This window comes from Mesorhizobium sp. M8A.F.Ca.ET.218.01.1.1, from assembly GCF_004791165.1.
Lineage (GTDB): Bacteria > Pseudomonadota > Alphaproteobacteria > Rhizobiales > Rhizobiaceae > Mesorhizobium.
Genome location: NZ_SRUZ01000004.1, coordinates 236682 through 256222 on the forward strand (window position 1 = coordinate 236682; position 19541 = coordinate 256222).

The following is a 19541-nucleotide window of genomic DNA, read 5'->3' on the forward strand; positions in this document are numbered from 1 at the left end:
GGCTTCAGTCCGGCTCGTAAGGGAACGTCGTCACCGGACCGTCGCTCGGCTCGCCTGTGTCGAGATAGACCACGGGCGCGCCCTCCAGGCAGGCGGCATGGCAGGTGCCTAGCTCGATGTCCGTGGCGCAGCTGTCACCGGCCGAAAATCCAACCAGGCAAACCGGGCAAAGGTCCAGCCTGTGCAATGCGATCCGCGTTCCCGATTTCATACTGCTCTCCTGAAAAAAATACGCCGGGCGCCATTCACGGCCGCCCGGCAGGTTGCGCCCTCGACCGACAGGAAGGGGCGGTTCGTGAATTCAGGCCCGGCGGGTACGCATGGGGAGGGAACAATCCCGCCGGGCTTGGCCGGCCGCTGGGGGGAAGCGGCCGGCGGGGTTCAGTGATCGTCACGGACATCGAAGCCGAAGCGCTTGGGGCGCGGCAGGAGGTAGCCGACCAGCAGGAAGACGCCGGCGAGGCCGACCGCGCACAGCGCGCCAAGGCCGATCATCGCCCAATAGGCTTGTTCGGTGGTCATCATGTCCGCTTCCTTCCCGCGCGCTGTTCGATGACGCCATGGAGGTTGAGGCCCGAGCCGGTCAGCACCGGGCAGCTGGCATTGTCGAGGCGCACGAGGCCGAGGCCCTGCAGCGAGCGCACGATGTCGAGGCTGACAGAGGCCGGCGGGCGGCCGTAGCCGTTCGGCCGGCGGTAAAGCCGGGTGGTCTTGATCAGGTTGACGGCGCGGCGCTGCTGCGATGACAGCGTGGCCGGGTCGATCTGCGTGTTGGCGGCAAGTGCCGCCATTGGGGCCGTCATGTGTTCACTCCATTGTAGCGGGCGCGCAGCGCGGCGGCGGCGTTCGCCACCAGATCGGCTGCGCCCTCGTTCTGGTTCGCGGGCAGCGGCTGGGGTGCGACGACCCCGCCCGAACGCAGCCACACTTCAACCGCCCGACGCGGCCAGACATCGCCGGTCGAGATCTTGCGCGGGAAACCCTGCTCGAGGTGCAGCCGCAGCCAGCGGCGCTTCAGCCAGGACGGCTTGCGGCCGAGCGCGGCGGCAACCTCTTCGAGGCCGGCTGTTTCGTTGGAGAGCATGGCAGGCGTCCCGCTTGAGTCGCTGCCTACAATAAGCAAATTCGCTTATCTTGCAATATGGAATGTTGAAGCGCGCTTACATGCGCTTATCGGCGTCCAGCGATGCCGCATAAAAAGCCATGGCTTTTGTCAATTGCCCGATTCGCGAAAAGCCATGGCTTTTGTAAAGTGCGCGACTCGCGAAAGGCCATGGCTTTCGTCAACTGCGAAAGGCCATGGCTTTTGTTAAGTGCTAATGGCGGGGACGGATGACGCCGACTTCAACGCCCATGATGACGACGCGGTCGTCGTCTACCTGCTCGGGCCGAGACGGGCCGAGCTTGGAAGAATGGGTGGTGATGAATGGCGCCTCATAGCGCCGCATTACCGTTTCGGTGCGCTGTGTCACCAGGTCGGTGAGCTGGGCAAGCACGATATCGCCAGCCTTTGGCCGGCGGTTCTGGTCGATCAAGACGATATCGCCCGGCAGAATGCCAAGCAGATCAAGCGCCCAGCCCTTCATGACCCAGGCATCAACGCCATTTCGGTTGCCCTTGTGCGCGGCGATCGCGGTGGCCACCCATGAGGGGAGCGGTTCGTCGCGCTCCATGTCGTGGGGTAGCGTCTCGCTTTCGCCGAAGCCGGGAAGCCGGCGTTGGCCGGGCATCACGTTCTTGGGGATGCCGGAATAGGTGGCGATCGCGTCAAGCGTGCGGTCGGTAACCGTAAGTCGTCCGGACTTGTCGTTCATGTAGCGGGTGACGGTCGACGCCGCCATGCCCGAATTCAGCGACAGCTCCGACAACGACAGGTTCATGTATCGGGCGACCGCCTCGATCCATGCCTTCGTGTCGTGCTGCTGGCTCATGCCGCGCACAATAGTTGGGGAACTCGCTACAACACGCACGCACACACGCCTTGCATAATCAGCATATTCGCTTATCACGATGAGCAAGTTAACGGCAAGGTGATTCGCGGTGTTGGAATTTTCGGACATCGAAACGCGTCGGGCGGCTGCTCGTATCGATCAGAACGAACTGTGCCAGCGGGCCAACGTTCACTTCATGACCTATTCGCGGCTGAAGAACCGGCCGGGCAAGCACGGCGCGACCGAACGCACACTGAAGCGGCTGCATGTCGCGCTCGATGCGCTGGTGGTCGAGCGGAAAAGCGCACTCAACGAAGAGGTACAAGGCAATGGATGATCCACGGGAGATCGCGCGGCGTCGTGCGATGGCCGCGCAGCTGGTGCGTGACCAGGTGCTTGCGCAATCCTTCGCCGACATGCCGGCGCCGACGGCGCGCCAGAAGCTGACGGCTAGTCATTATCAGCTGTCGTCCAGCGCCTCGCCGCTGGTGCTGGCCGGCGCCGGACGCAACGCGATCACGGCGGCCGATCTGGCCCGCGCCGCGCAGCATCGTCCGCGTTTCGGGCAAAGCTGATGCGCGCCATGGCCGTGTTCGTCGACGTGCCGAACCGGGAGCTTCCGGTGGGGGCACGGCGCGTGGTCGGCCTGATGGAAGACAATGCCACGGTCGGCGTGTGCGCCATGCGCGACGGCGACCGCATCGTCAACACCGAGATCGAATTCAACCTGGCCGAGGCCGCGCGCCTGGCCGAGCTGATCCTGTCGGGCGACCAGCGGGCCAAGACCACGCCCGGGCTCGCGCGCATCCTTTCCGCCTCCGTCGCCATGTTGTTCCGCGTCTCGATCGCGGCGGGGGCTCTTCAACGCCAGCAAGAGGCATTCGATGGCGGAGACGCTGGACATCTGGACGATCAACAAGAGGCGGGCGGTGAAGAAGATCCCGATAGCTGATCTCTGCCAGCAGGCCGGCATCGGGGTGACCGCGTGGTTTCGCGCCATGAAGGGCACCACGGAAATGCGCCCCGAGACGCTGGCCAAGCTCAATGCGGCGCTCGGCCGGGGCAAGATGGCCTTTGCCGGCGAGCCCGGCCCGGCGACGACGCATGGCGCCTACAAAATGTGCCTGGCCTATGCCGCGCGCGAGCTGAACAGGAACCCGAAGGTGGTGCTGGCCAGCGACCCGGCGCGCAAGGCGACCAGCGACCCGCAATGGCTGGAAGCGGCCGAGGTGCGGCGGCTGGCCTTCTGGCTGGCGACGCGCCTGCTGGGCTTCGCGCAAGCCGATGTCGGCCGCGCCGCCGGCGTGACCCGCGCCGCAGTCTCCACCGCCGTGCAGGCGCTGGAAGACGAGCGCGACCACGACAAGCAGCTCGACAAGCTTTTGAACCACATCGAGGAGGTTTTCGCGTGACCACAGGCGACATCACCGACACCACGCAGACCGTCGCCGCCGGCCAGCTGCGCGCCATCATCGAGCGGATCGAGCGGCTGAACGAGGAAGCCAAGGCGATCGGCGACGACAAGAAGGAGATTTTCGCCGAGGCGCGCGGCAGCGGTTTCGACACCAAGGCTATCAAGACCCTGATCCGCCTGCGCGCCATGGACCCGTCGCAGCGGCAGGAAGAGGAAGGCATTCTCGACCTCTACATGGCCGCGCTGGGGATGCTGTGATGGGCGCGGCAGAAACAAGTGCGACATTCGGGATAGTTTTCGACGCGCTGGCCGTGTTGTTCAGCGGCGGTCATTGCCCAAAGCCCGGTTGCATAGGTGAGGTCGCCGCCGGCGACTATGTGCTGTCACACGACGACGGTACCAGCCTTTATTCGATCGCTGCCTATGTCTGGCACGATGACTTCGATGATGTGGGTTTGGTTGCGGATACTGCACGCGTTGCCGGGGCGTGCGATGTCGTTATTTCGCATATTCTTCACGACACACTCAATGACGAAACTGGCGGGCGAACGATAGACAATACGCGCGCTTGGAACATTGATGTTTGGATCGCCCCGGCCGAAGGCCGCAAGCCCGACCGGGCGTCGGCCGGCCAGGCCGCCCAACCGGAGGGCCAGCCGCCGGCAGGCGGCGATGCGGCCCGTGAGGCCAGCCAGTGAACGCCCGCACCAGCTCGACGGCTGTCATGGCGCGGCGGGTCGAGCCGGCGGACAGTCTGGATTTCTTCCCGACGCCGCCTTGGGCGACGCGGGCGTTTTGCGCCCATGTGCTGCCGCGCTTCGAGCTGCGCGACCCGGCGACGGACAAATTCCCGATGATGGCGGCCGACCCGTGCTGTGGCCAGGGGCACATGGCCATGGTGCTGCGCGAGAATTTCCCGGTGGTGACGGCGACCGACATCTTTGACTATGGCTTTGGCGGGGTGACCGATTTCCTGCATCCCGACCATGCCCAGGCGCCGCGCGACTGGTTTTTCTTCAATCCGCCGTTCAATCTCGGCATCGAGTTCGTGCTGCACGGGCTGGAGCTGGCGACGCGCGGCGTGGCCGCCCTGGTGCGCACGGCTTTCCTCGAAGGCGAGGGGCGGCACGAAAAACTGTTCAAGCGGCGGCCGCCGAACCTGATCGCGCAGTATAGCGAGCGCGTGCCGATGCATCGCGGCCGCTGGGTGGTGAACGGCAAGAGCGCAACCGCCTATGCCTGGCTGGTGTGGCACAAGCCCAGCCCGCGCGTGACCGACCCGGCCTTCATGTGGATCCCGAAAAGCCGGGTGGCGCAGAGCCGGCCCGACGACTGGCTGAATTTCGGCGGCTGCTGGGACCTGCCGAAAAACCATGCCGTGATGCGCGCGATCGAGGCGCTGAAGAAGCCGAAGCCGTATCGCGAACCGGTGCTGACGCTGGCGCAGGTCCGCGCCGAAATGGAACGCGAGCGCCACCCGGCCAGTATGGGCGATATCGCGCGTGAGCTGGGGGCGATGTTGTGAACGACAGGCCGAGCGTCTTTCAGCTGTTCTCCGCATTCGATGAAGCCGCCCAGGCGTGGGGGTATCAGGCGGACCAAGGGACGGGCGAGCAGCTGCAGCGCGCGCGGCTCGAATATGAGCAAGCCAAAGGCGAACTTCTCCAGCGACTAATGGAAACGCGGGAGGCGCAGCCGTGAAAGCTCTTGACCTGTTCTGCTGCGCGGGGGGGGCATCCGACGGGCTTGTTGCCGCCGGCTTCGATGTAACCGGCGTCGATATCAAGCGGCGCCCGAACTATCCGCACAAGTTCATTGAGGCCGATGCCGTGACACTCGACATCGACCTTTCCGAATTCGATTTCATCTGGGCCTCGCCGCCTTGCCAGCGCTACAGCGTGGCGACCAAATCGCAGGGCGAAAAGTTCAACCCCGACGACTATCCCGACCTTGTCGACCCGATCCGCCAGAAGCTGAAGGGGCACCCCTTCACCTGCATCGAAAACGTGATGGGCGCGCCGCTGCGGCGCGATCTGATCCTGACCGGCCCGTCTGTCGGCCTGACCCGCATCGAGCGCAAACGCGTGTTCGAACTCTCGTTCCTCTGCCTCAATCCCGGCGCGCCGGGCTTGCCGCGATCGGTGTGGAAGAGCGGCGAGGCCATCACCATCACCACGTCGCTTTCCTGCAAGAGCCATTTCTACCCACGCAAGCGGGCCGGCAAGCCCGGCCGCGTGCCGGCGTGGGAAGCCTGCGAGGCGATGGGCATCACGCGGCCGATGACGGCGCATGAAGTCGGCGAGGCCATCCCGCCGGCCTACAGCGAGTTCATCGCCCGCGAGGCCATTCGGCAGGGTTGCGGCCAGCGGATGGCGGCATGACCGGCGACCTCGACGTGATCAAGGCCGGGCTGATCGACCGCATGGAAGAGGTGTGCGCCAAGCTTCTGCCGCATGGCAAGGTCGAGGCCGGCCAGTGGGTGAGTTTCAACCCGGTGACCGGGGACCATCGCGCCGGGCGCGTGCCGGCCTTGAAAGTGCGGCTGCGCGGCGGCGTGGTGGGCGCCTGGAAGGATTGGCGCAGCGGCGATTCGGGCGATGCGCTGCGCCTGGTGGCCTACATCCTGGCGACCGACACATCGGGCGCCATGGTGTGGGGGCGCGACTTCCTCGGGCTGCGCACCATGACCCGCGCCGACCGCGAGAACATGCGCAAGGTGGCGGCGCAGAAGGCGCAGACGCGCGAGCGCGACGATGCCCGCCGGCGCGAGGAAAAGCTGCTCAATGCCGACCGGCTGTTCAACGCCCGCCAGGGCGAGAAGGATATCGGCCCGTGCCAGATCCCGTTCGGCGTCCACAAGATCGGTGAGAACACCACAGCCGAGACGCATGCGCTGGCCTATTTCGCCGCCCGAAACTGCGCGCTGGAAGACATCGAGACGTTCACGGCCTATTCGACGCGCGTGGCGCCGGCGGTGGAATGGTGGAAGGGCGCCAGCTGGAAGCGCGACAGCGGCGGGCGCCAATACAAGGCCGAGCGCGGGCCGCTCTATCCCGCCATTCTGTCTGCGATGCGCAACCGCATGGGCATCGTGACGTGCTGCCACTTCACCTTCCTCGACCCGAACCGGCCGGCGAAAGCGCCGGTGGAGCCGGCCAAGCTGATGTATGGCGAGGCGCTTGGTTCAGTGATCGAGATCGCCACCGGCCCGAGCGGCAAGCCGTTCTGGATGACGGATGAACCGCACCCGCTGATCATCGCCGAGGGCCGCGAGACGGCGCAGAGCTTTGCGGCCGCCGGCGTGCCGGCGCGGATATGGGCGGCCGGTTCGCTCGCCGGCGTCGGCAAGGCGCCGGTGGATTTGCCTTGCGTCTCCTGGGTGCTGTTCGCCCGCGACAACAACGCCGGCAATCCCCAGGCGCAAAAGCAGTTCGAACAGGCACTGGCCGGGCTGGAAAGCCACGGCAAGCGCGTCGTCGTGGAAGCCAGCCACGTCGGCGACGATTTCAACGACCTGGCCAAAGGAGAAGAGTGATGACTACCGGAAGCCTGGAAGCTGGCGACGCGGCCGCTGCCGCCGTTGCCAAGACCGATCGGCGGGTGACGCTGGCAGCGATGGAAGCCAAGGTCGAACACGTGCAATATTTTCATCCCGATATCGCACCAGAGCTGACCATTTGCGTGATGAAGCTGACCAATGGCTTCGTGCTGGTCGGCAAGAGCGCGCCGGCCGACCCGGCCAATTTTAACCAGGAGCTGGGCCGAAAATTCGCCCGCGAGGACTGCATTCGCCAGATGTGGCCGCTGGAAGGCTACCTGCTGCGCGAGCAGCTGTCCGAACCAAGCCACCACGATGGCGAAGCCTACATCGCAGGTGATCAAATCCGCGTCGGAGTGAACATCGCTAATCTTCCCAAGATTATCGAAGCAAACCCCGCCTGGTCGGATGAGTTCGTCGTCAGCGATGTGGGCGAAGCGGCCAGATCAATTGTTCGCCGCCTCAACGACGAAGAAGAGGACGGCACAACGCTTATCCATCGCGCGTTCGACAAAGCTGCTGAAACCGCCCTTGAACAGGGTGACGACGGTTTCGACGAACAAGCAAACGAGGAGGATTGAAATCATGGCACGCAACAAGGGAAAGAACCGCAATGCATCCAATCAGCGTTCCCCAAACCAAGCCGTTTCTGGCGCCGCAGACGAAAATCGAGCCGGTGCACAGACTCGCATGGCTGTGGATACCGCCGCTGAAAATCAAGGCGATACAGGGGCTCCGGAAGCGGGCGAGGCGGCAAGCGCTGGAACGGCTGCTGGAGTGGCCGGCGAACAAGATGCGGCTGCAGCTGCTGGCACGGCTGGCGCGGCCGCAACGGAAGCATGGGACCCCGCGCTCGGCTCGATCAACGATGCCGTCAAACACAGGTTCGATGAAGCCGGCGAGATCAACAAGGCGTTGAAGGAAAAGAATGATGGCGGAGCGACGCAACAGGCTGTTGAAGGTGCAGAAGCAGCCGCCACACAAGGGGCCAGTCTATCTGACGGGCAAGCAGGCGGCGGTGAGCCGGCTGTTTCGGACGCTGGCGGTGATCAAGATGCCGCCGATGACGGAGCAGGACAGGGAGCGGATGCGGGCGCTGGCGGCGAAACCGTCGCGCCGCTCTACCAGTCTCACAAGCAGGTCCGCGCTCTCAAGCTGACCGACATCGAGCGCAACAACGATACCGGCCAAGTGCTGTTGACGCCGGAAGACAAGCGCTATGCGCCGTTCGAAGTGTCTGCGGGCTGGTACGCGCGATACGGCGGCGACGATACCGACACTGGGTATTATGTCCTGTACAGCGACGGCTTTTCGTCGTGGTCGCCGACCAAGGCTTTCGAGGAAGGCTATACGGCAATGCAGGAAGCTGGCGCTTCCGACGCGGCACTCACCCTCGACGGCACATTGCGGACCGAGCTACTGGCGCGGCGTTGCGCCCGTGCTGCGCGAGAGTTTGCCGGCGGCGTCGAACCCGGCCAGTTGTTCGACCGGGACGAAGCCGCCATCATGGCCGCTTTCGTGCGCGCCAATCCCGACGCGCCGGTGCTGGCCATGCTCAACCAGCTGACGCTGGTCAAGCGTTATCCGCGCACGGTGCCGAACCGGGCGGATGAATTCGTGCTGTCGCTGTTCCATGCCGCTTGCCTGGGCGCGCACCGCTTCGAGGCCGAAACGGCAATGGACGAACAGTATGCGCTTGACGCCGAGGCAGCGGCCAAGGCCGCCGGTGGCTGGCCCGGCGAGCAGTCCTACAAACCGCAGGATGCTGGTTTTGCGCCGACGGGCTTTTCCCCGCGCTAGGTCTGCCCCGGACCTCGCGCCTTTGCCCGCCGGTGGGTGAATACGCCGGCGGGCTTTTTTTCTCCGCAAGCATGGAATGACGATGGCAAAGGCGCAGACACAGACGGGCTCCAAGGCAATCCGCGCGATTTTCGCCGATGCCAAGGCGGCGGCCGAGGATAGCGGCCAGTTCCTCGATCCCGATCCCAACCTGCCGCGCGACGGCATCAAGCCCGGCCAGTGGGAAGGCGCGCCGCACGATCGCCTGCCGCCGGCGTGCCCGGTGACGGTGATTGGCCGCGACGCCGAGGGCACGGTCTACTGCACCACGGCCACCAACGATTTTCGCGCGATCGAGCGCTGGGACGCACCGACGCTGACCGGGCTATTCGCGCCCTACCTCAACACCATGATGTGGGCGTGGCCGGCCTTCGGCGAGGCAAAGGTGTTCGACCCCGATACCGGCGAGGAACGCAAGATGCTGGTGGTGAAGCGCATCGAGATCCAGAAGGTGATGATGGCGCTGCAGGCGGAAGCCGCGCGCCGGCCGCTGTTCGACCCGGCCAAGCAGCGGCGCGGCCGTGGCGGCTGGCGCGACAAGCAGGACGGCTTCATCTGGCATTCCGGCAGCTGGCTGTGGAGTTCTGTCGGCAAGGGCACGCACACCAAGCTGGAACGGGCCAAGCCGGGCGAGCATGAGGGGTTTTTGTACACGCGCCAAGCCAGCGCGATCGAGCCCTGGCGCGAGCATGTCACGCAGGAGGAAAGCCCGGCGCGCAGGATCCTGGCCGATGTCGACACATGGAACTGGCAGCGCAAATATCTCGACCCGATCCTGCTGGTTGGCTGGATCGCCACCGCGATCATGGGCGGCGCGCTGAAAGCCCGGCCCGTCGTGTTCACCACGGGCGGCAAGGGCGTCGGCAAGTCGACGCTGCAGGAGCTGCTGCAGAACGCGCTCGACCAGGTGGTGACGACTTCGGTCAACACCACGGCGGCCGGCATCTATCAGCGCGCCAAATGGGATTCGCTGCCGTTCATGGTGGATGAGTTGGAAAGCAAGCCCGGCTCGACCAGGGCGGAAAGTGTCATCGAGCTTGCCCGCGTCGCCTATACCGGCGGGGATATCAGCCGCGGCGGGCAGGACCACGAGGCGACCAGCTTCAAGGCGCAACAAAGCTTTCTGTTTTCGGCCATCAATGCGCCGCCCATGGGTAGCCAGGACAAGAGCCGGATGGCTGTGCTGAACCTGTCGCAGCTCGACAAGAAGAACGGCATTGGCAGGAAAGTGGTGCTGAAGGCCGAGACGGACGGGCGCATGATGCTGCGCCAGATCATGGACGGCTGGCAGGATTTCAACGAAAGGCTGCTGCCGAACTATTGGGAGGCGCTGGCCGCCCAGGGGCTCGATGCCCGCGCGATCGACACGTTCGGCACGCTGCTGGCGGCGGCCGAGCTGCTGTGCGGGCCGGCGGCGCTGGAAGATCTCGGCCTGCCTGTCACCGACCATGTGCGACTGGGCGAGATCGTGGCGGCCGCGACGGCCGTCGAGCGAGCCGAAACGATGGACAACTGGCATGCCTGCGTCGACCATCTGTTCCAGTCCTCGATCGAGGCGTGGCGCGATGGCGTCAAGCCGATGATCGGCGGCATTGCCGAGGCCATGCTGGCCGACAACAAGCCTTATCCCGAGGGGATGACGGCGAGCGATGCCCGCGCCCGGCTGTCGCTGGTTGGCCTCGGCGCGATCGACAGGCGCAAGGTGGCGCCCGATGTCGGCCCGTGCATTGCCGTGCCGGCCGACAGCCCGCAGTTGCGCAGGATCTTCGCCGACACCGACTGGCACAAGGGCGTGTGGTTCTCGGCGCTGAAACAGGCGCCGGCCGACATCGTGCTGCGCGACAAGGGGAACCACCAGGTGGTGAAGATCAACGGAAGCGCCAAAAGGTGCCTGCTGATCGATCTGGAAGCGTTCATGAAGTTCGCGCAAGGGGTTGAGTGATGGCGCGGCCTCGCCTTTGCGAGGATTGGGGCTGTCCGTCGAAATGGTCATGCGCCAAGGCGCTGTGCCGATCGCGCGAATATTGGGCGATGTCCGAACGGCCGCTAGAGCTGTTCAAGGGCGACCGCCGGCGCCATCAGGATGCTTGCGCAGAGTATGAGCGCGACAAAGCCCGCGCCTGGTTGAAAGACGCGTTCACGGCCCGAGGCGGGCCTATGCGGCCAGAGATTCCCGAGGACTATCAGGGGCTGAAGCTCGTCCAGTAGCTGGCGCGCGACCAGCGCGCCTTGCAGCGCGCCCACGCCCGCTAGCGAGGCTGTGAGCGCACCCCAGCGCCTCCCGAACGATCAAGCGCCGCCCTGGTGCGCGTGCCGGTGCCACGCGTCGCGCCTCAAATGATCAGCAGCCCGGCAGGGCTGCACCGCTTTAGTCTCTCCCGCCCACTGGAAAATGGATGATCCCGCGCCCCGACACGCGCGCGTCATCGATCGAGATTCGCGCGAATTTTTCGCCAGCATCTGCCGCTGTTTCCAGCCATTCGCGCGTCCGCATTTGACGCCCAAAGCCCCCGCCCAATCAGGCGCTAATCAGGTTCCGCCGCGCGTTTCCATGCTGGCAGTTGACGCACGTGGCGACCGGCGAGGTTTGAAGCGCCGCCGATGGGTTCGGGTGGCGTTACCGGGTTACATCCGGGTTGCGTATTTCGTAACCGGAAAACACCAAGGAAATCAAATACATGACTGCGACGGTTACGGGTTACCCTAGGAATGCCACCTCGCTACGCGCGCGCGCGCATGCGTATATATGAACGTAACCATGTAACATGTAACCCGAGGTGTATATCCATTTGAAAAGCCTATCGAAAAGCCGGTTGCAAAGCGGTTACCTCGATGCCGGATCGGCAACCGGAATAAAAAATTGCCCTGGGAGACATTCGCATGGCCGATGCAGCTGAAAAGGGGCATCAAGACGCACGCACACCGGGCTCCGGCGGCGACCAGGCGCCGCCGGCCGATCTGCCCGGCGCCGATCCGCTCGACCTGATCGCTGGCTTGCCCGATGGCGAGGGCGATGACGTTCTGGCGCTGGCGGCGGAACTCGTTGCTGCGCCGAGTCGGGCGCGGGGGAGGCCGCAAGGTGCGGCAAACCGCAAGAATGGCGACATGATCCGCTACCTCCAAGCGCGCGGCCATCGCGACCCGATGGTGACGCTCTCGATGATCCAGTCGGCGGACTTCGGTGCGCTGTGCAAGGCTGTCGGGGCCGAGACCGCCAAGCACAAGATTGCGGTGCTGGGCATCATGCGCGGCGCGGCGGCCGACCTGCTGCCATACCACCACGGCAAGAAGCCGCAGCAGCTGGAGCTGATCGGCGACGGCAGCAAGCGGCCATTGATGGTCATTGGCGAAATGAATGTGGCCGTCGCCGGAGATCTCGGGTTCATGAGCGCTGGCATTCCGCCTGATGCGAAGATCGTGGAAAATCAACCACTTAGCCCAGCGCCTGCCGTGCGACAAAACGAGGACGTGTCGCACGATGAGGCTAACGCATTGAATGCGCTCGATAAAACCGGGATAGACAACTGATCGCAAATCAGTTGCGGAATTGAAAACCGATATCGTTCCGGCCTCTCACGTGCACGTGCGCGAGGCCGGCGGATCGCCTGCCGTGGTGCCTCGACCCCGCCCCCTGGTCGATCGGCAGGCGAGGGCGGCGGCTTCGAATTTCGAAAACCGCACCCCCCACCCACCCCCCACGGGGGTGCGGTCGCACACACACCGCCAATTCCGGCGGCTCGCACTGGACTCGCTGGCGGCGGAAATAAATTCGCTGCGGTGAAATCGGGACGCGGGCGCGTGGGCGCCGGCCATTGCGAGGGTCGAGGGTCATGGGTCAGGGTGCAGGTTTCGATCTCATCAGGCGCTACAAGGAACCGGGTCCAGTCGCCGCGGCGTACATCTTGAGCCAAGGCCCCATCGACCTGATCATGGGTCCGTGGGGTAGTGGCAAGACCGTCGCCAGCATCTTCAAAATCGTGCGCCACGCGGGCGTGGATTTCCCGATTTGCCGCGACGGCATCGTGCACGTGCGCTGGGCGGCCATCCGCGACACCTACCGCGAAATGGCCAAGACCGCGCTGGCATCGTGGCTCGAAGCTTTTCCGAAGGGCGGCCCCTACACGGCCTCCGACAAGGATGCGTTCTCCGGCGGCCAGGACCGCCCAGTCAAGCACATCCTCGAATGGGAGATCGCGCGCAAATGGTACTCCGGCCGGGGCCAGTGGGATTTGCGGGCCACCAAGGTGCGGCTGGAAATGGAGTTCGGCGCGATCGGCGAGCAGAACCTCGACAGCTTTTTCAAGGGTTATGAAATCTCGGGCGGCTGGCTGAACGAATGCGACCTGGTGCATGAGGATGCGCCGGGCCGGCTCTACGGCCGAACCGGCCGCTACCCGCCGCGCGCCGAGATCATGGAATGGGAGGGCGAGCGGCTGGGATGGTCGAAAGACCCCGACAGCGGCCGCGAGACGATCAATGTGCCGCGCGTCGTTTGCGGTGACTACAACCCGCCCGACGAATCGAACTGGACCTACAAGCGCCACATCGAGGAGCCCGAGAAATGGTCGGGGCACCACTTTTTCCAGCAGCCATCGGGCCTGTCGCCGCAGGCTGAAAACCGCGTCGGCAAGACCCGGCATCAGTATGAGGAAGAGGAACGCCAGTTCGGCGGGCCGGATGCGCCGGAAGCGCGCCGCAACGTGCATGGCATGTATGCGCCAAAGGCCGCCGGTACCGTGATCTTCAGCCGGTTCAATATCCTGCGCAACAAGGCAGGCGAGCCGCTCCCGATCGTGCCCGAGCTGCCGTTCTACATGGGAATGGACGCCGGCGGCCGGCCGGCCTGCGGGCTCGGCCAGTTCATGCCGAACGGCCAATTCCGCATGCAGCGCGAGGTGGTGTCCGACCCGAAGATCGTAACCGGGCCGGCACGCTTCGCCGCCAACATCCAGGAAGTGCTGCTGCGGGACTATCGCGGCATGCGTTGCGGGGGCGCCTGGGCCGATCCGTCGAGCTGGTACGGCGCCGACAAGGCAGCGGGCGAGCTGGCTTGGGTCGAGACGGTGCAGATGGCGCTGCAGATCCCGATCCTGCCGACGATAAGCAACGACCTCGGATCGCGCTTCGAAGCGGTTGATTGGTATCTCGCCGACATAGACGCCAACACGCCGCGCCTGCTTGTCGACCCCGGCTGCAAATATACGCTGCGTGGTTTCGTCTCGCAGTATCAGCTGACGAAACACTCCACGCTCGGCAAGACTGACGGCCTGCAGGTGGAGAAGAACGAATATTCCCACATCATGGAGGGGTGGCAGTATCTGTTCTTCGGCTATCGTGGCCCGACCGCTGTGCGGAAGGAAGCCGCCCAGATGGGCAGGCCTGCCAACGTCGTGCCGCTGCGCTCCATCACGGCCAAAACCGATTTCGATGTCTTCAGCCGTTGAATGGCGCCTGGTCTCGCCGGCGTCTCGCGCGGCCACGCTGTCCCTCGCGGGCGCAGGTGCGCGTGTGAGGCGGTTGGTGCTGGCGCAGGTGCGCAGCTCGCAGGTCGAGACGGTCGGGATCTATCGCGGGGAAGAGTGTCTAGCGGTGGCCTATTTCGGGCGGCATGGCTGGCGCCGGCGCGAATTCGCTCTGTCGATCGCGCCCGAGGCGGCGCCGCACATGCGCAAGCTGGTCCGCATCGCGCAATTGACGCTTTTTGCCATGGCCGAAACTCACCTCATCGTCGCCAACGTCCATCCGGCCAACCTCGCCGGCCAGCGCATGGCGGCTCTGGTCGGCTTCCGCGCGGCCCGGCTGAAACAGCCCGGCGTGTGGGTTTTGAGGAAAGAGCGACATGGGCAATCTGTTGAACCCCGGCAAGGCGGCGGCCAAGGCCGCTGAAGAACAGAGGGCGACGCAGGCGGTGGCCAATGACCGCCAGCTTGCCGAGCTGCGCAACCAGGACGCCAACAGCGGCGCGACCAGGCGCAACCCGCGCGGCCGCCGGCTGTTCGTAGGCGATGCCGCCTCGAAATCCGATTTGAGCTGATCCATGGCCGAGGCCGCGAACGACGACGGCACGCCGGTCGAAAAGCAGCGCCAGCGCTCGAAGAAGCTCTGGGAAGGCCGCGCCGCATGGGATGCCATGTATTGCGAGGCCTATGATTACGTGCTGCCGAACCGGCGGCCGGGCGGCATGGGCAAGACCAAGCGGCCGACCCAGCAGATTTTCGACATGACAGGGCCGAACTCGGCCATGCATTGCGCCGGCGAGATCCAGCGCCAGATTTCGCCGGCGCAGACGCCGTTCAACGTCGAGTGCGGCCCGCTGGTGGCGCAGAAGCTGACGGCGGCGGAAAAGACGCTGTGGGATGGCCAGCTGCAGGGCGTTGCCAATTTCGTCTATCCGTTCTTCAAGACCGGCGACTATGACACCGCCATGCACGAGGCCTGCACCGACCTCACGGTCGGCACCGGCTTCGTCATGCCATTGCGCGGCCCGTCGATGGACCAGCCGTTGCGCTTCGTGTGCATTCCGGCCGACGAATGCGCGATCGGGCAGGACGCCTGGAGCCGCGTCAACTTCGTCTCGTGGAAACGCATGTTGGGCCGCGAGGCCATACTCGAGGCGTGGCCGAATGGCTCTCACACGCAGGAGTTCAAGGAAGCGGCGAAAAGGGACCCGTACACGGAAATCACCGTCTACCAGGACTTTTACCGTCTCCCGGACGGGCGCTGGCGGTTCTGCGTCTATCTCGACCGCGAAGGCGGCTTTATCGAGCAGGAAACCTACCGTACCCAGCCGGTGGCGGCGATGCGCTTCTATCGCTGGCCGGGCGAGGCCTATGGGCGCGGCCCGGTGCTGTTCGCGCTGCCGACCATCAAGACGGTCAACAAGGCGCAGGAACTGACGCTGAAGGCGGCCGCCATCCAGCTGCTTGGCATCTGGGGCTTTCGCGCCGGCGGCACCTTCAACCCCGACACGGTGCGCGTCGGGCCGGGCGAGTTCTGGCCGATGCAGTCGACCGGCGGCATCCTCGGCCCCGACGTGCAGCGGCTGGACACCGCCCAGGCGCGCTTCGACGTCGCCAAGATGATCATCGGCGACGGCCAGCGCCAGATCCGCGAGGCACTGCTCGACACCCGCATCTACGACGACGGCGGCACGCCCGATTCGGCCAGTCAGGTGGCGGCCACGGTGGCGCAGAATGCCAACGTCCATGTCGGGGCCTATGGGCGCCTCAACCTCGAAGGCACACAGGTCATCGTGCCGCGCGCGATGGAGATCCTGGCCGAATGGAGGATCCTGCCGGAGCTGATGAGCTTCAATGCGCTGATGACGTCCATGTACATCAACTCGCCGATGATGGCGGCGCTGAAGGCCGATCAGCTCAAGGCCAGTGTCCAGTTTTATCAGATTGTGGCGGCGGTGCGCGGCGTCGATCGCGTCAACGAAGAGATCGCGATTGATCGCTACCTCGATCGCACCCGCAACGGCCTGCTTGTGCCGACCGACATCCTGACCACGTCGCAGGAACGCGAAGCGGCCAAGCAGCAGAACGACGCGCGCGAGCAAGCGGCGGTTGCCGCCCAGGCCGCCATCAAGGCCGCGCCGAATGTGGTCGACGCCCTCGCACAGCCCGAGGCGCAAGCAGCATGACCAGCGGACCATTCCCGTTTGGCCGCCAGATGGCGGCCGTCGACCAGTTGCTTGCCGGCGAGCCGGATTGGGAAGGCCTTAGCCAGGCGTTTTACCCGGCCAAGACGGCGGATAATTTCGACCCCGGCGCCGACATCAAGCAGGTGCTTTACCACCTCTACAACACGGTGGACGGCCGCCGGATCATCGAATGGCTGGCCGATCTCACGGTGCGGGCGCCGTATCCGCATGTCGGCCAGTCCAAGGACAGCGTCATGATCGCCGCGGCTAAACACGAAGCCCGCGTCGGCGTCGGCCTGGTGCTGTTCCGCGCGATCGCCGATGGCGAAGAGCTTTACAAGCAGAGCAAAGGAGCCACGACATGAAATCTCTACTCGAAAAATATCTGCCGCTGCGCAACACCGATGGCGGTGGCGCGGGCGGTGCCGGCGCTGGCGCCGGTGGGACTGGCGGCGGCGCTGGCGGCGCCGATGCCGGGGCGGCGGCGGGCGCGGACAAGGATGGCTCCAACGCGGCCGCCGCCGCTGCAGCTCCCGCAGCTGCGGCAGCAGCCGGGCCATATCGGCCGCAAGGCATGCCTGACACGATGTTCGGCAAGGACGATCGCGAGACGATCGACAAGATGCACACCGCCTTGAACGGCTACCGCACGCGCGATGCCGAGCGCCAGGTGCCCGACAAGGTCGACGCCTACAACGCTTTCGACGCCGCCCAGGCGCCGGAAGCCATCCGCGCCTATCTGCCGGAAGCCGCCAAGAGCCCGGCATTCGCCGCCGCCGCCAAGGTGGCGATGGAACATGGCGTGCCGGTCAAGACCATGCACGCCATCACCACGGCCGCCTATGCCGGCCTGCAGGAAGCGGGCCTGCTTGAACCGCTGGTCAACATCGAGGCCGAGCGCACCGCGCTGCTGCCCGACAGCGCCAAGAACCTGCCGAAGGCCGACCAGGACAAGGCCATCGATGCGCGCATGCAGGCCAATGAGGATTATATCAACCTCCTGACCAAGCCGCCTGTCGATGCGGCCGGCAAGCCCATTCCAGGCGGCAAGCCGCTGCTCGATGCCAAGGTCGGCGAACACGCGCTGTTGATGCTGATGGACACCGCGCAGGGAAACCAGTTCCTCGAAGCGATCCGGGGCCAGATGACCGGCGAAGGCCGCGCCCAGCCCTTCGGCGGCAGTGGCAGCAATCCCGCCGCGCAGACCGCGCGGGATGCGCTCAAGGCACGCTCGGCGCTGCCTGAAAACACAGTCGGCAATGCGAAGTTCGATCGTGCCTCATGGGATCAGCTCATGGCCGACTATCAGAAGCTGGGTTCCTGATAGCCCCCGCAATTGACGCGCGTGCCGCGCCCGCATGCTCGGCACGCGCAACCAAGGGAGCGACCCGGCGGCGGCGGGCTATCCTTCACCGGACCCTGCAAGAGCCGGCTCCATCGGCCCCGAGGCTGCTTTGAACAGCAACCTAATGAAGGGGTTTTCCCATGGCAGACATTCAGGCTTGGTACCGCGAGGTCATCAAGGACAAGGTTACAATCAAATTCCAGGCGCATGGCGGGCTGCTCGACGGCACCATGATGGCTGGCGACACCCAGGCCAACACGGTCAAGTTTCCGATCGCCGGCCGCACCACGGTCTACGAGCTGACCGGCGCCATCGAGCCGGTTCCGACCGGCACGCTCGACCTGACCACCGTGCAGCTGACGATGCGCGATTTCGAGGCTTCCGGCTGGTGGCGCACGCAGGACGCCTACAAGGCGGGGCCGAGCGAACAGAACACGCTCGCCAACCTCATCACCAAGGCGGTGCGCCGCAAGCGCGACGGCTTGAAGATCGACGCTCTGACCACCTTCTGCAACGCCAATGCCGGCGGCGAAATCATCACCATCGGCACCGGCGCCGAGATCCCCGACATCGTCCATTTCGAGACGGGGCGGGCGCAGATTGCCGGTACCGGCGCGGATGACGATGAAAACGGCGCCGGCATCTTCTGCATGCTGCCGGCGATGTGGATGACACAGCTGTGCTTCTACAGGGAATTCGCTGACGCACAGTGGGTTGGTCTGGAAAACGCGCCGTTCTCCAAGACCCAGCGCATGCGCATGAAGACGGTGCGCAGCGTGAACTACATCGAAGGCCCGGACGAGTATTTCACCGAATACACGCCCGGTTCGCTCGAAGCCTTCATGTGGCATCACGATTCCATGGGCGCCGAAATGCCCTGGAACCAGGAAAACACCGATATGACGCAGGACAAGACCAAGCAGGGCTCGCCCTACTTGATCAAGGCCGGCCTCGGCGGTGCAGCGCTGGGCGTGCAGGAAAAGGGCGTCAAGCGCTTCCGTCTCGCCAAGATCCTGGCGCCGACCCGTCCGGTCACCAACACCCACGCGGTCTAATCGGCCAGCCGGCGGCGCTTCGGCGCCGCCCGCTTTCACGGAACAACTCAACCAAGGAACAAAGCAAATGGCTGGTTTCAACATTCGAGCGCTGACGCTGCTCTCTTCGATGAACTACTTCCCGCAGGCGGGATCGAACCCGAACATCTTTACCTACGGCACCACCGACGCCTTGGCCACCATCCTGACGGACGGCTATTTCAACACCGCCCGCGACAAGGGCAAGATCAAGGTCAACGACATCATCATCGGCATGGCCAATGCCGGGGGCGTCGGCGTGCCCTTTTCGATCAAGTTCACGACCGTGCCGGGGTCCGGTAATGTCGTCTCGGCGCTGGTCGACCTCGCCAGCGGCGCGGCCGGCGGCGCGGGCCATGGCATTCAGGTGCTGCCGTTCTTCTTCAACCTGGCCGAAATCGCGGCGAACGGCGACCTGCTGACCAACTATGTGCCCGGCTACAACTTCAAGATCGAAAAGGTTGACTGGCGCCAGTCGAAGGCGGTGACCACCACCGCCAAGCTGGCGACCATCAACATCGAGATCAACACCACCGACCTGACCGGCGGTGTTGTCGCGCTGACCTCGGCGGCCTGCACCCCCGCCGGCGTTGCCGTCGCGGGCACTGCCGTCACCGCCAACAATGTCGGCGGCCCGACCGACAGCTTCTCGATCGAGGCCAGTGGCGTCACGGCCTTTGCCGAGGGCTCCGGCTGGTTGCTGATCTCGCTGCGCAACCTCGACGGCTAACCGCCGCCGCTTCCAACGGGCCGCTT

28 protein-coding genes are annotated in these 19541 nt (G+C 65.1%); 23 read left to right on the forward strand and 5 right to left on the reverse strand.

Annotated elements, in window-relative coordinates:
* Positions 1-4: 4 nt before the first annotated feature.
* The 5 genes from EN861_RS17160 to EN861_RS17175 form a co-directional block, all read right to left on the reverse strand.
* A complete protein-coding gene (locus EN861_RS17160) occupies positions 5-211 on the reverse strand; it encodes a hypothetical protein (protein WP_135864513.1) in 207 nt (68 codons plus the stop codon).
* Positions 212-381: 170 nt separating this feature from the next.
* Complete coding sequence (locus EN861_RS35475; protein WP_189343658.1) at positions 382-525, reverse strand: hypothetical protein; 144 nt, start codon at positions 523-525, stop codon at positions 382-384.
* Positions 522-803 (reverse strand): hypothetical protein, encoded by a 282-nt coding sequence (locus tag EN861_RS17165; protein ID WP_135864515.1) that lies wholly within the window; start codon positions 801-803, stop codon positions 522-524. Before EN861_RS17165 ends, EN861_RS35475 begins: the two co-directional genes overlap by 4 nt.
* Complete coding sequence (locus tag EN861_RS17170) at positions 800-1084, reverse strand: hypothetical protein (protein WP_135864517.1); 285 nt, start codon at positions 1082-1084, stop codon at positions 800-802. Before EN861_RS17170 ends, EN861_RS17165 begins: the two co-directional genes overlap by 4 nt.
* 232 nt (positions 1085-1316) lie before the next feature.
* Complete coding sequence (locus EN861_RS17175; protein ID WP_135864519.1) at positions 1317-1931, reverse strand: hypothetical protein; 615 nt, start codon at positions 1929-1931, stop codon at positions 1317-1319.
* Between the two features lie 109 nt (positions 1932-2040).
* On the opposite strand from EN861_RS17175, the gene EN861_RS17180 reads away from it, so the two are divergent.
* The 23 genes from EN861_RS17180 to EN861_RS17285 all read left to right on the forward strand — a co-directional run bounded on the left by EN861_RS17180 (position 2041) and on the right by EN861_RS17285 (position 19515).
* The gene (locus EN861_RS17180) at positions 2041-2268 is read left to right on the forward strand and encodes a hypothetical protein (protein WP_135864521.1); all 228 of its coding nucleotides are present in this window, start codon (positions 2041-2043) and stop codon (positions 2266-2268) included.
* Positions 2261-2506, forward strand: coding sequence for a hypothetical protein (locus tag EN861_RS17185; RefSeq protein ID WP_135864523.1), 246 nt, complete (start codon positions 2261-2263; stop codon positions 2504-2506). The genes EN861_RS17180 and EN861_RS17185 overlap by 8 nt, the downstream gene beginning before the upstream one ends.
* Positions 2506-2883 carry a hypothetical protein gene (locus EN861_RS17190; protein WP_135864525.1) on the forward strand — a complete coding sequence of 126 codons (378 nt, stop codon included), beginning with the start codon at positions 2506-2508 and terminating at the stop codon, positions 2881-2883. Before EN861_RS17185 ends, EN861_RS17190 begins: the two co-directional genes overlap by 1 nt.
* On the forward strand, positions 2816-3343 hold the full coding sequence (locus EN861_RS36305; RefSeq protein WP_245464491.1) for a hypothetical protein: 528 nt from the start codon (positions 2816-2818) through the stop codon (positions 3341-3343). The genes EN861_RS17190 and EN861_RS36305 overlap by 68 nt, the downstream gene beginning before the upstream one ends.
* On the forward strand, positions 3340-3603 hold the full coding sequence (locus tag EN861_RS36310; protein WP_245512044.1) for a DUF2312 domain-containing protein: 264 nt from the start codon (positions 3340-3342) through the stop codon (positions 3601-3603). The genes EN861_RS36305 and EN861_RS36310 overlap by 4 nt, the downstream gene beginning before the upstream one ends.
* Positions 3603-4043 (forward strand): hypothetical protein, encoded by a 441-nt coding sequence (locus tag EN861_RS17200; protein WP_135864526.1) that lies wholly within the window; start codon positions 3603-3605, stop codon positions 4041-4043. Before EN861_RS36310 ends, EN861_RS17200 begins: the two co-directional genes overlap by 1 nt.
* A complete protein-coding gene (locus EN861_RS17205) occupies positions 4040-4870 on the forward strand; it encodes a hypothetical protein (protein ID WP_189343659.1) in 831 nt (276 codons plus the stop codon). Before EN861_RS17200 ends, EN861_RS17205 begins: the two co-directional genes overlap by 4 nt.
* Positions 4867-5046 carry a hypothetical protein gene (locus EN861_RS17210; RefSeq protein ID WP_135864528.1) on the forward strand — a complete coding sequence of 60 codons (180 nt, stop codon included), beginning with the start codon at positions 4867-4869 and terminating at the stop codon, positions 5044-5046. Before EN861_RS17205 ends, EN861_RS17210 begins: the two co-directional genes overlap by 4 nt.
* The gene (locus tag EN861_RS17215; RefSeq protein ID WP_135864530.1) at positions 5043-5726 is read left to right on the forward strand and encodes a DNA cytosine methyltransferase; all 684 of its coding nucleotides are present in this window, start codon (positions 5043-5045) and stop codon (positions 5724-5726) included. Before EN861_RS17210 ends, EN861_RS17215 begins: the two co-directional genes overlap by 4 nt.
* A complete protein-coding gene (locus EN861_RS17220) occupies positions 5723-6880 on the forward strand; it encodes a toprim domain-containing protein (protein WP_135864532.1) in 1158 nt (385 codons plus the stop codon). Before EN861_RS17215 ends, EN861_RS17220 begins: the two co-directional genes overlap by 4 nt.
* On the forward strand, positions 6880-7464 hold the full coding sequence (locus EN861_RS17225) for a Gp49 family protein (protein WP_135864534.1): 585 nt from the start codon (positions 6880-6882) through the stop codon (positions 7462-7464). The genes EN861_RS17220 and EN861_RS17225 overlap by 1 nt, the downstream gene beginning before the upstream one ends.
* The gene (locus tag EN861_RS35480) at positions 7424-8683 is read left to right on the forward strand and encodes a hypothetical protein (protein ID WP_135928192.1); all 1260 of its coding nucleotides are present in this window, start codon (positions 7424-7426) and stop codon (positions 8681-8683) included. The genes EN861_RS17225 and EN861_RS35480 overlap by 41 nt, the downstream gene beginning before the upstream one ends.
* A gap of 82 nt (positions 8684-8765) precedes the next feature.
* The gene (locus tag EN861_RS17235; RefSeq protein WP_135864536.1) at positions 8766-10664 is read left to right on the forward strand and encodes a hypothetical protein; all 1899 of its coding nucleotides are present in this window, start codon (positions 8766-8768) and stop codon (positions 10662-10664) included.
* Positions 10664-10930, forward strand: a complete 267-nt coding sequence (locus EN861_RS17240; RefSeq protein WP_135864538.1) for a hypothetical protein — start codon at positions 10664-10666, stop codon at positions 10928-10930. Before EN861_RS17235 ends, EN861_RS17240 begins: the two co-directional genes overlap by 1 nt.
* Before the next feature lie 672 nt (positions 10931-11602).
* Positions 11603-12250, forward strand: a complete 648-nt coding sequence (locus tag EN861_RS17245; protein WP_135864540.1) for a hypothetical protein — start codon at positions 11603-11605, stop codon at positions 12248-12250.
* Positions 12251-12552: 302 nt separating this feature from the next.
* On the forward strand, positions 12553-14166 hold the full coding sequence (locus tag EN861_RS17250) for a hypothetical protein (RefSeq protein WP_135864542.1): 1614 nt from the start codon (positions 12553-12555) through the stop codon (positions 14164-14166).
* A 76-nt stretch (positions 14167-14242) separates the two neighbouring features.
* The gene (locus tag EN861_RS17255) at positions 14243-14608 is read left to right on the forward strand and encodes a hypothetical protein (RefSeq protein WP_135864544.1); all 366 of its coding nucleotides are present in this window, start codon (positions 14243-14245) and stop codon (positions 14606-14608) included.
* The gene (locus EN861_RS17260) at positions 14562-14756 is read left to right on the forward strand and encodes a hypothetical protein (RefSeq protein ID WP_135864546.1); all 195 of its coding nucleotides are present in this window, start codon (positions 14562-14564) and stop codon (positions 14754-14756) included. The genes EN861_RS17255 and EN861_RS17260 overlap by 47 nt, the downstream gene beginning before the upstream one ends.
* A 3-nt stretch (positions 14757-14759) precedes the next feature.
* Positions 14760-16367, forward strand: a complete 1608-nt coding sequence (locus EN861_RS17265; RefSeq protein WP_135864547.1) for a portal protein — start codon at positions 14760-14762, stop codon at positions 16365-16367.
* A complete protein-coding gene (locus EN861_RS17270; protein ID WP_135864549.1) occupies positions 16364-16732 on the forward strand; it encodes a hypothetical protein in 369 nt (122 codons plus the stop codon). The genes EN861_RS17265 and EN861_RS17270 overlap by 4 nt, the downstream gene beginning before the upstream one ends.
* Positions 16729-17691 carry a hypothetical protein gene (locus tag EN861_RS35485; RefSeq protein ID WP_189343660.1) on the forward strand — a complete coding sequence of 321 codons (963 nt, stop codon included), beginning with the start codon at positions 16729-16731 and terminating at the stop codon, positions 17689-17691. Before EN861_RS17270 ends, EN861_RS35485 begins: the two co-directional genes overlap by 4 nt.
* A gap of 161 nt (positions 17692-17852) precedes the next feature.
* Positions 17853-18767, forward strand: coding sequence for a phage capsid protein (locus EN861_RS17280; RefSeq protein WP_135864551.1), 915 nt, complete (start codon positions 17853-17855; stop codon positions 18765-18767).
* A gap of 67 nt (positions 18768-18834) precedes the next feature.
* Complete coding sequence (locus EN861_RS17285) at positions 18835-19515, forward strand: hypothetical protein (protein WP_135864553.1); 681 nt, start codon at positions 18835-18837, stop codon at positions 19513-19515.
* The last annotated feature ends 26 nt before the right edge of the window (positions 19516-19541 follow it).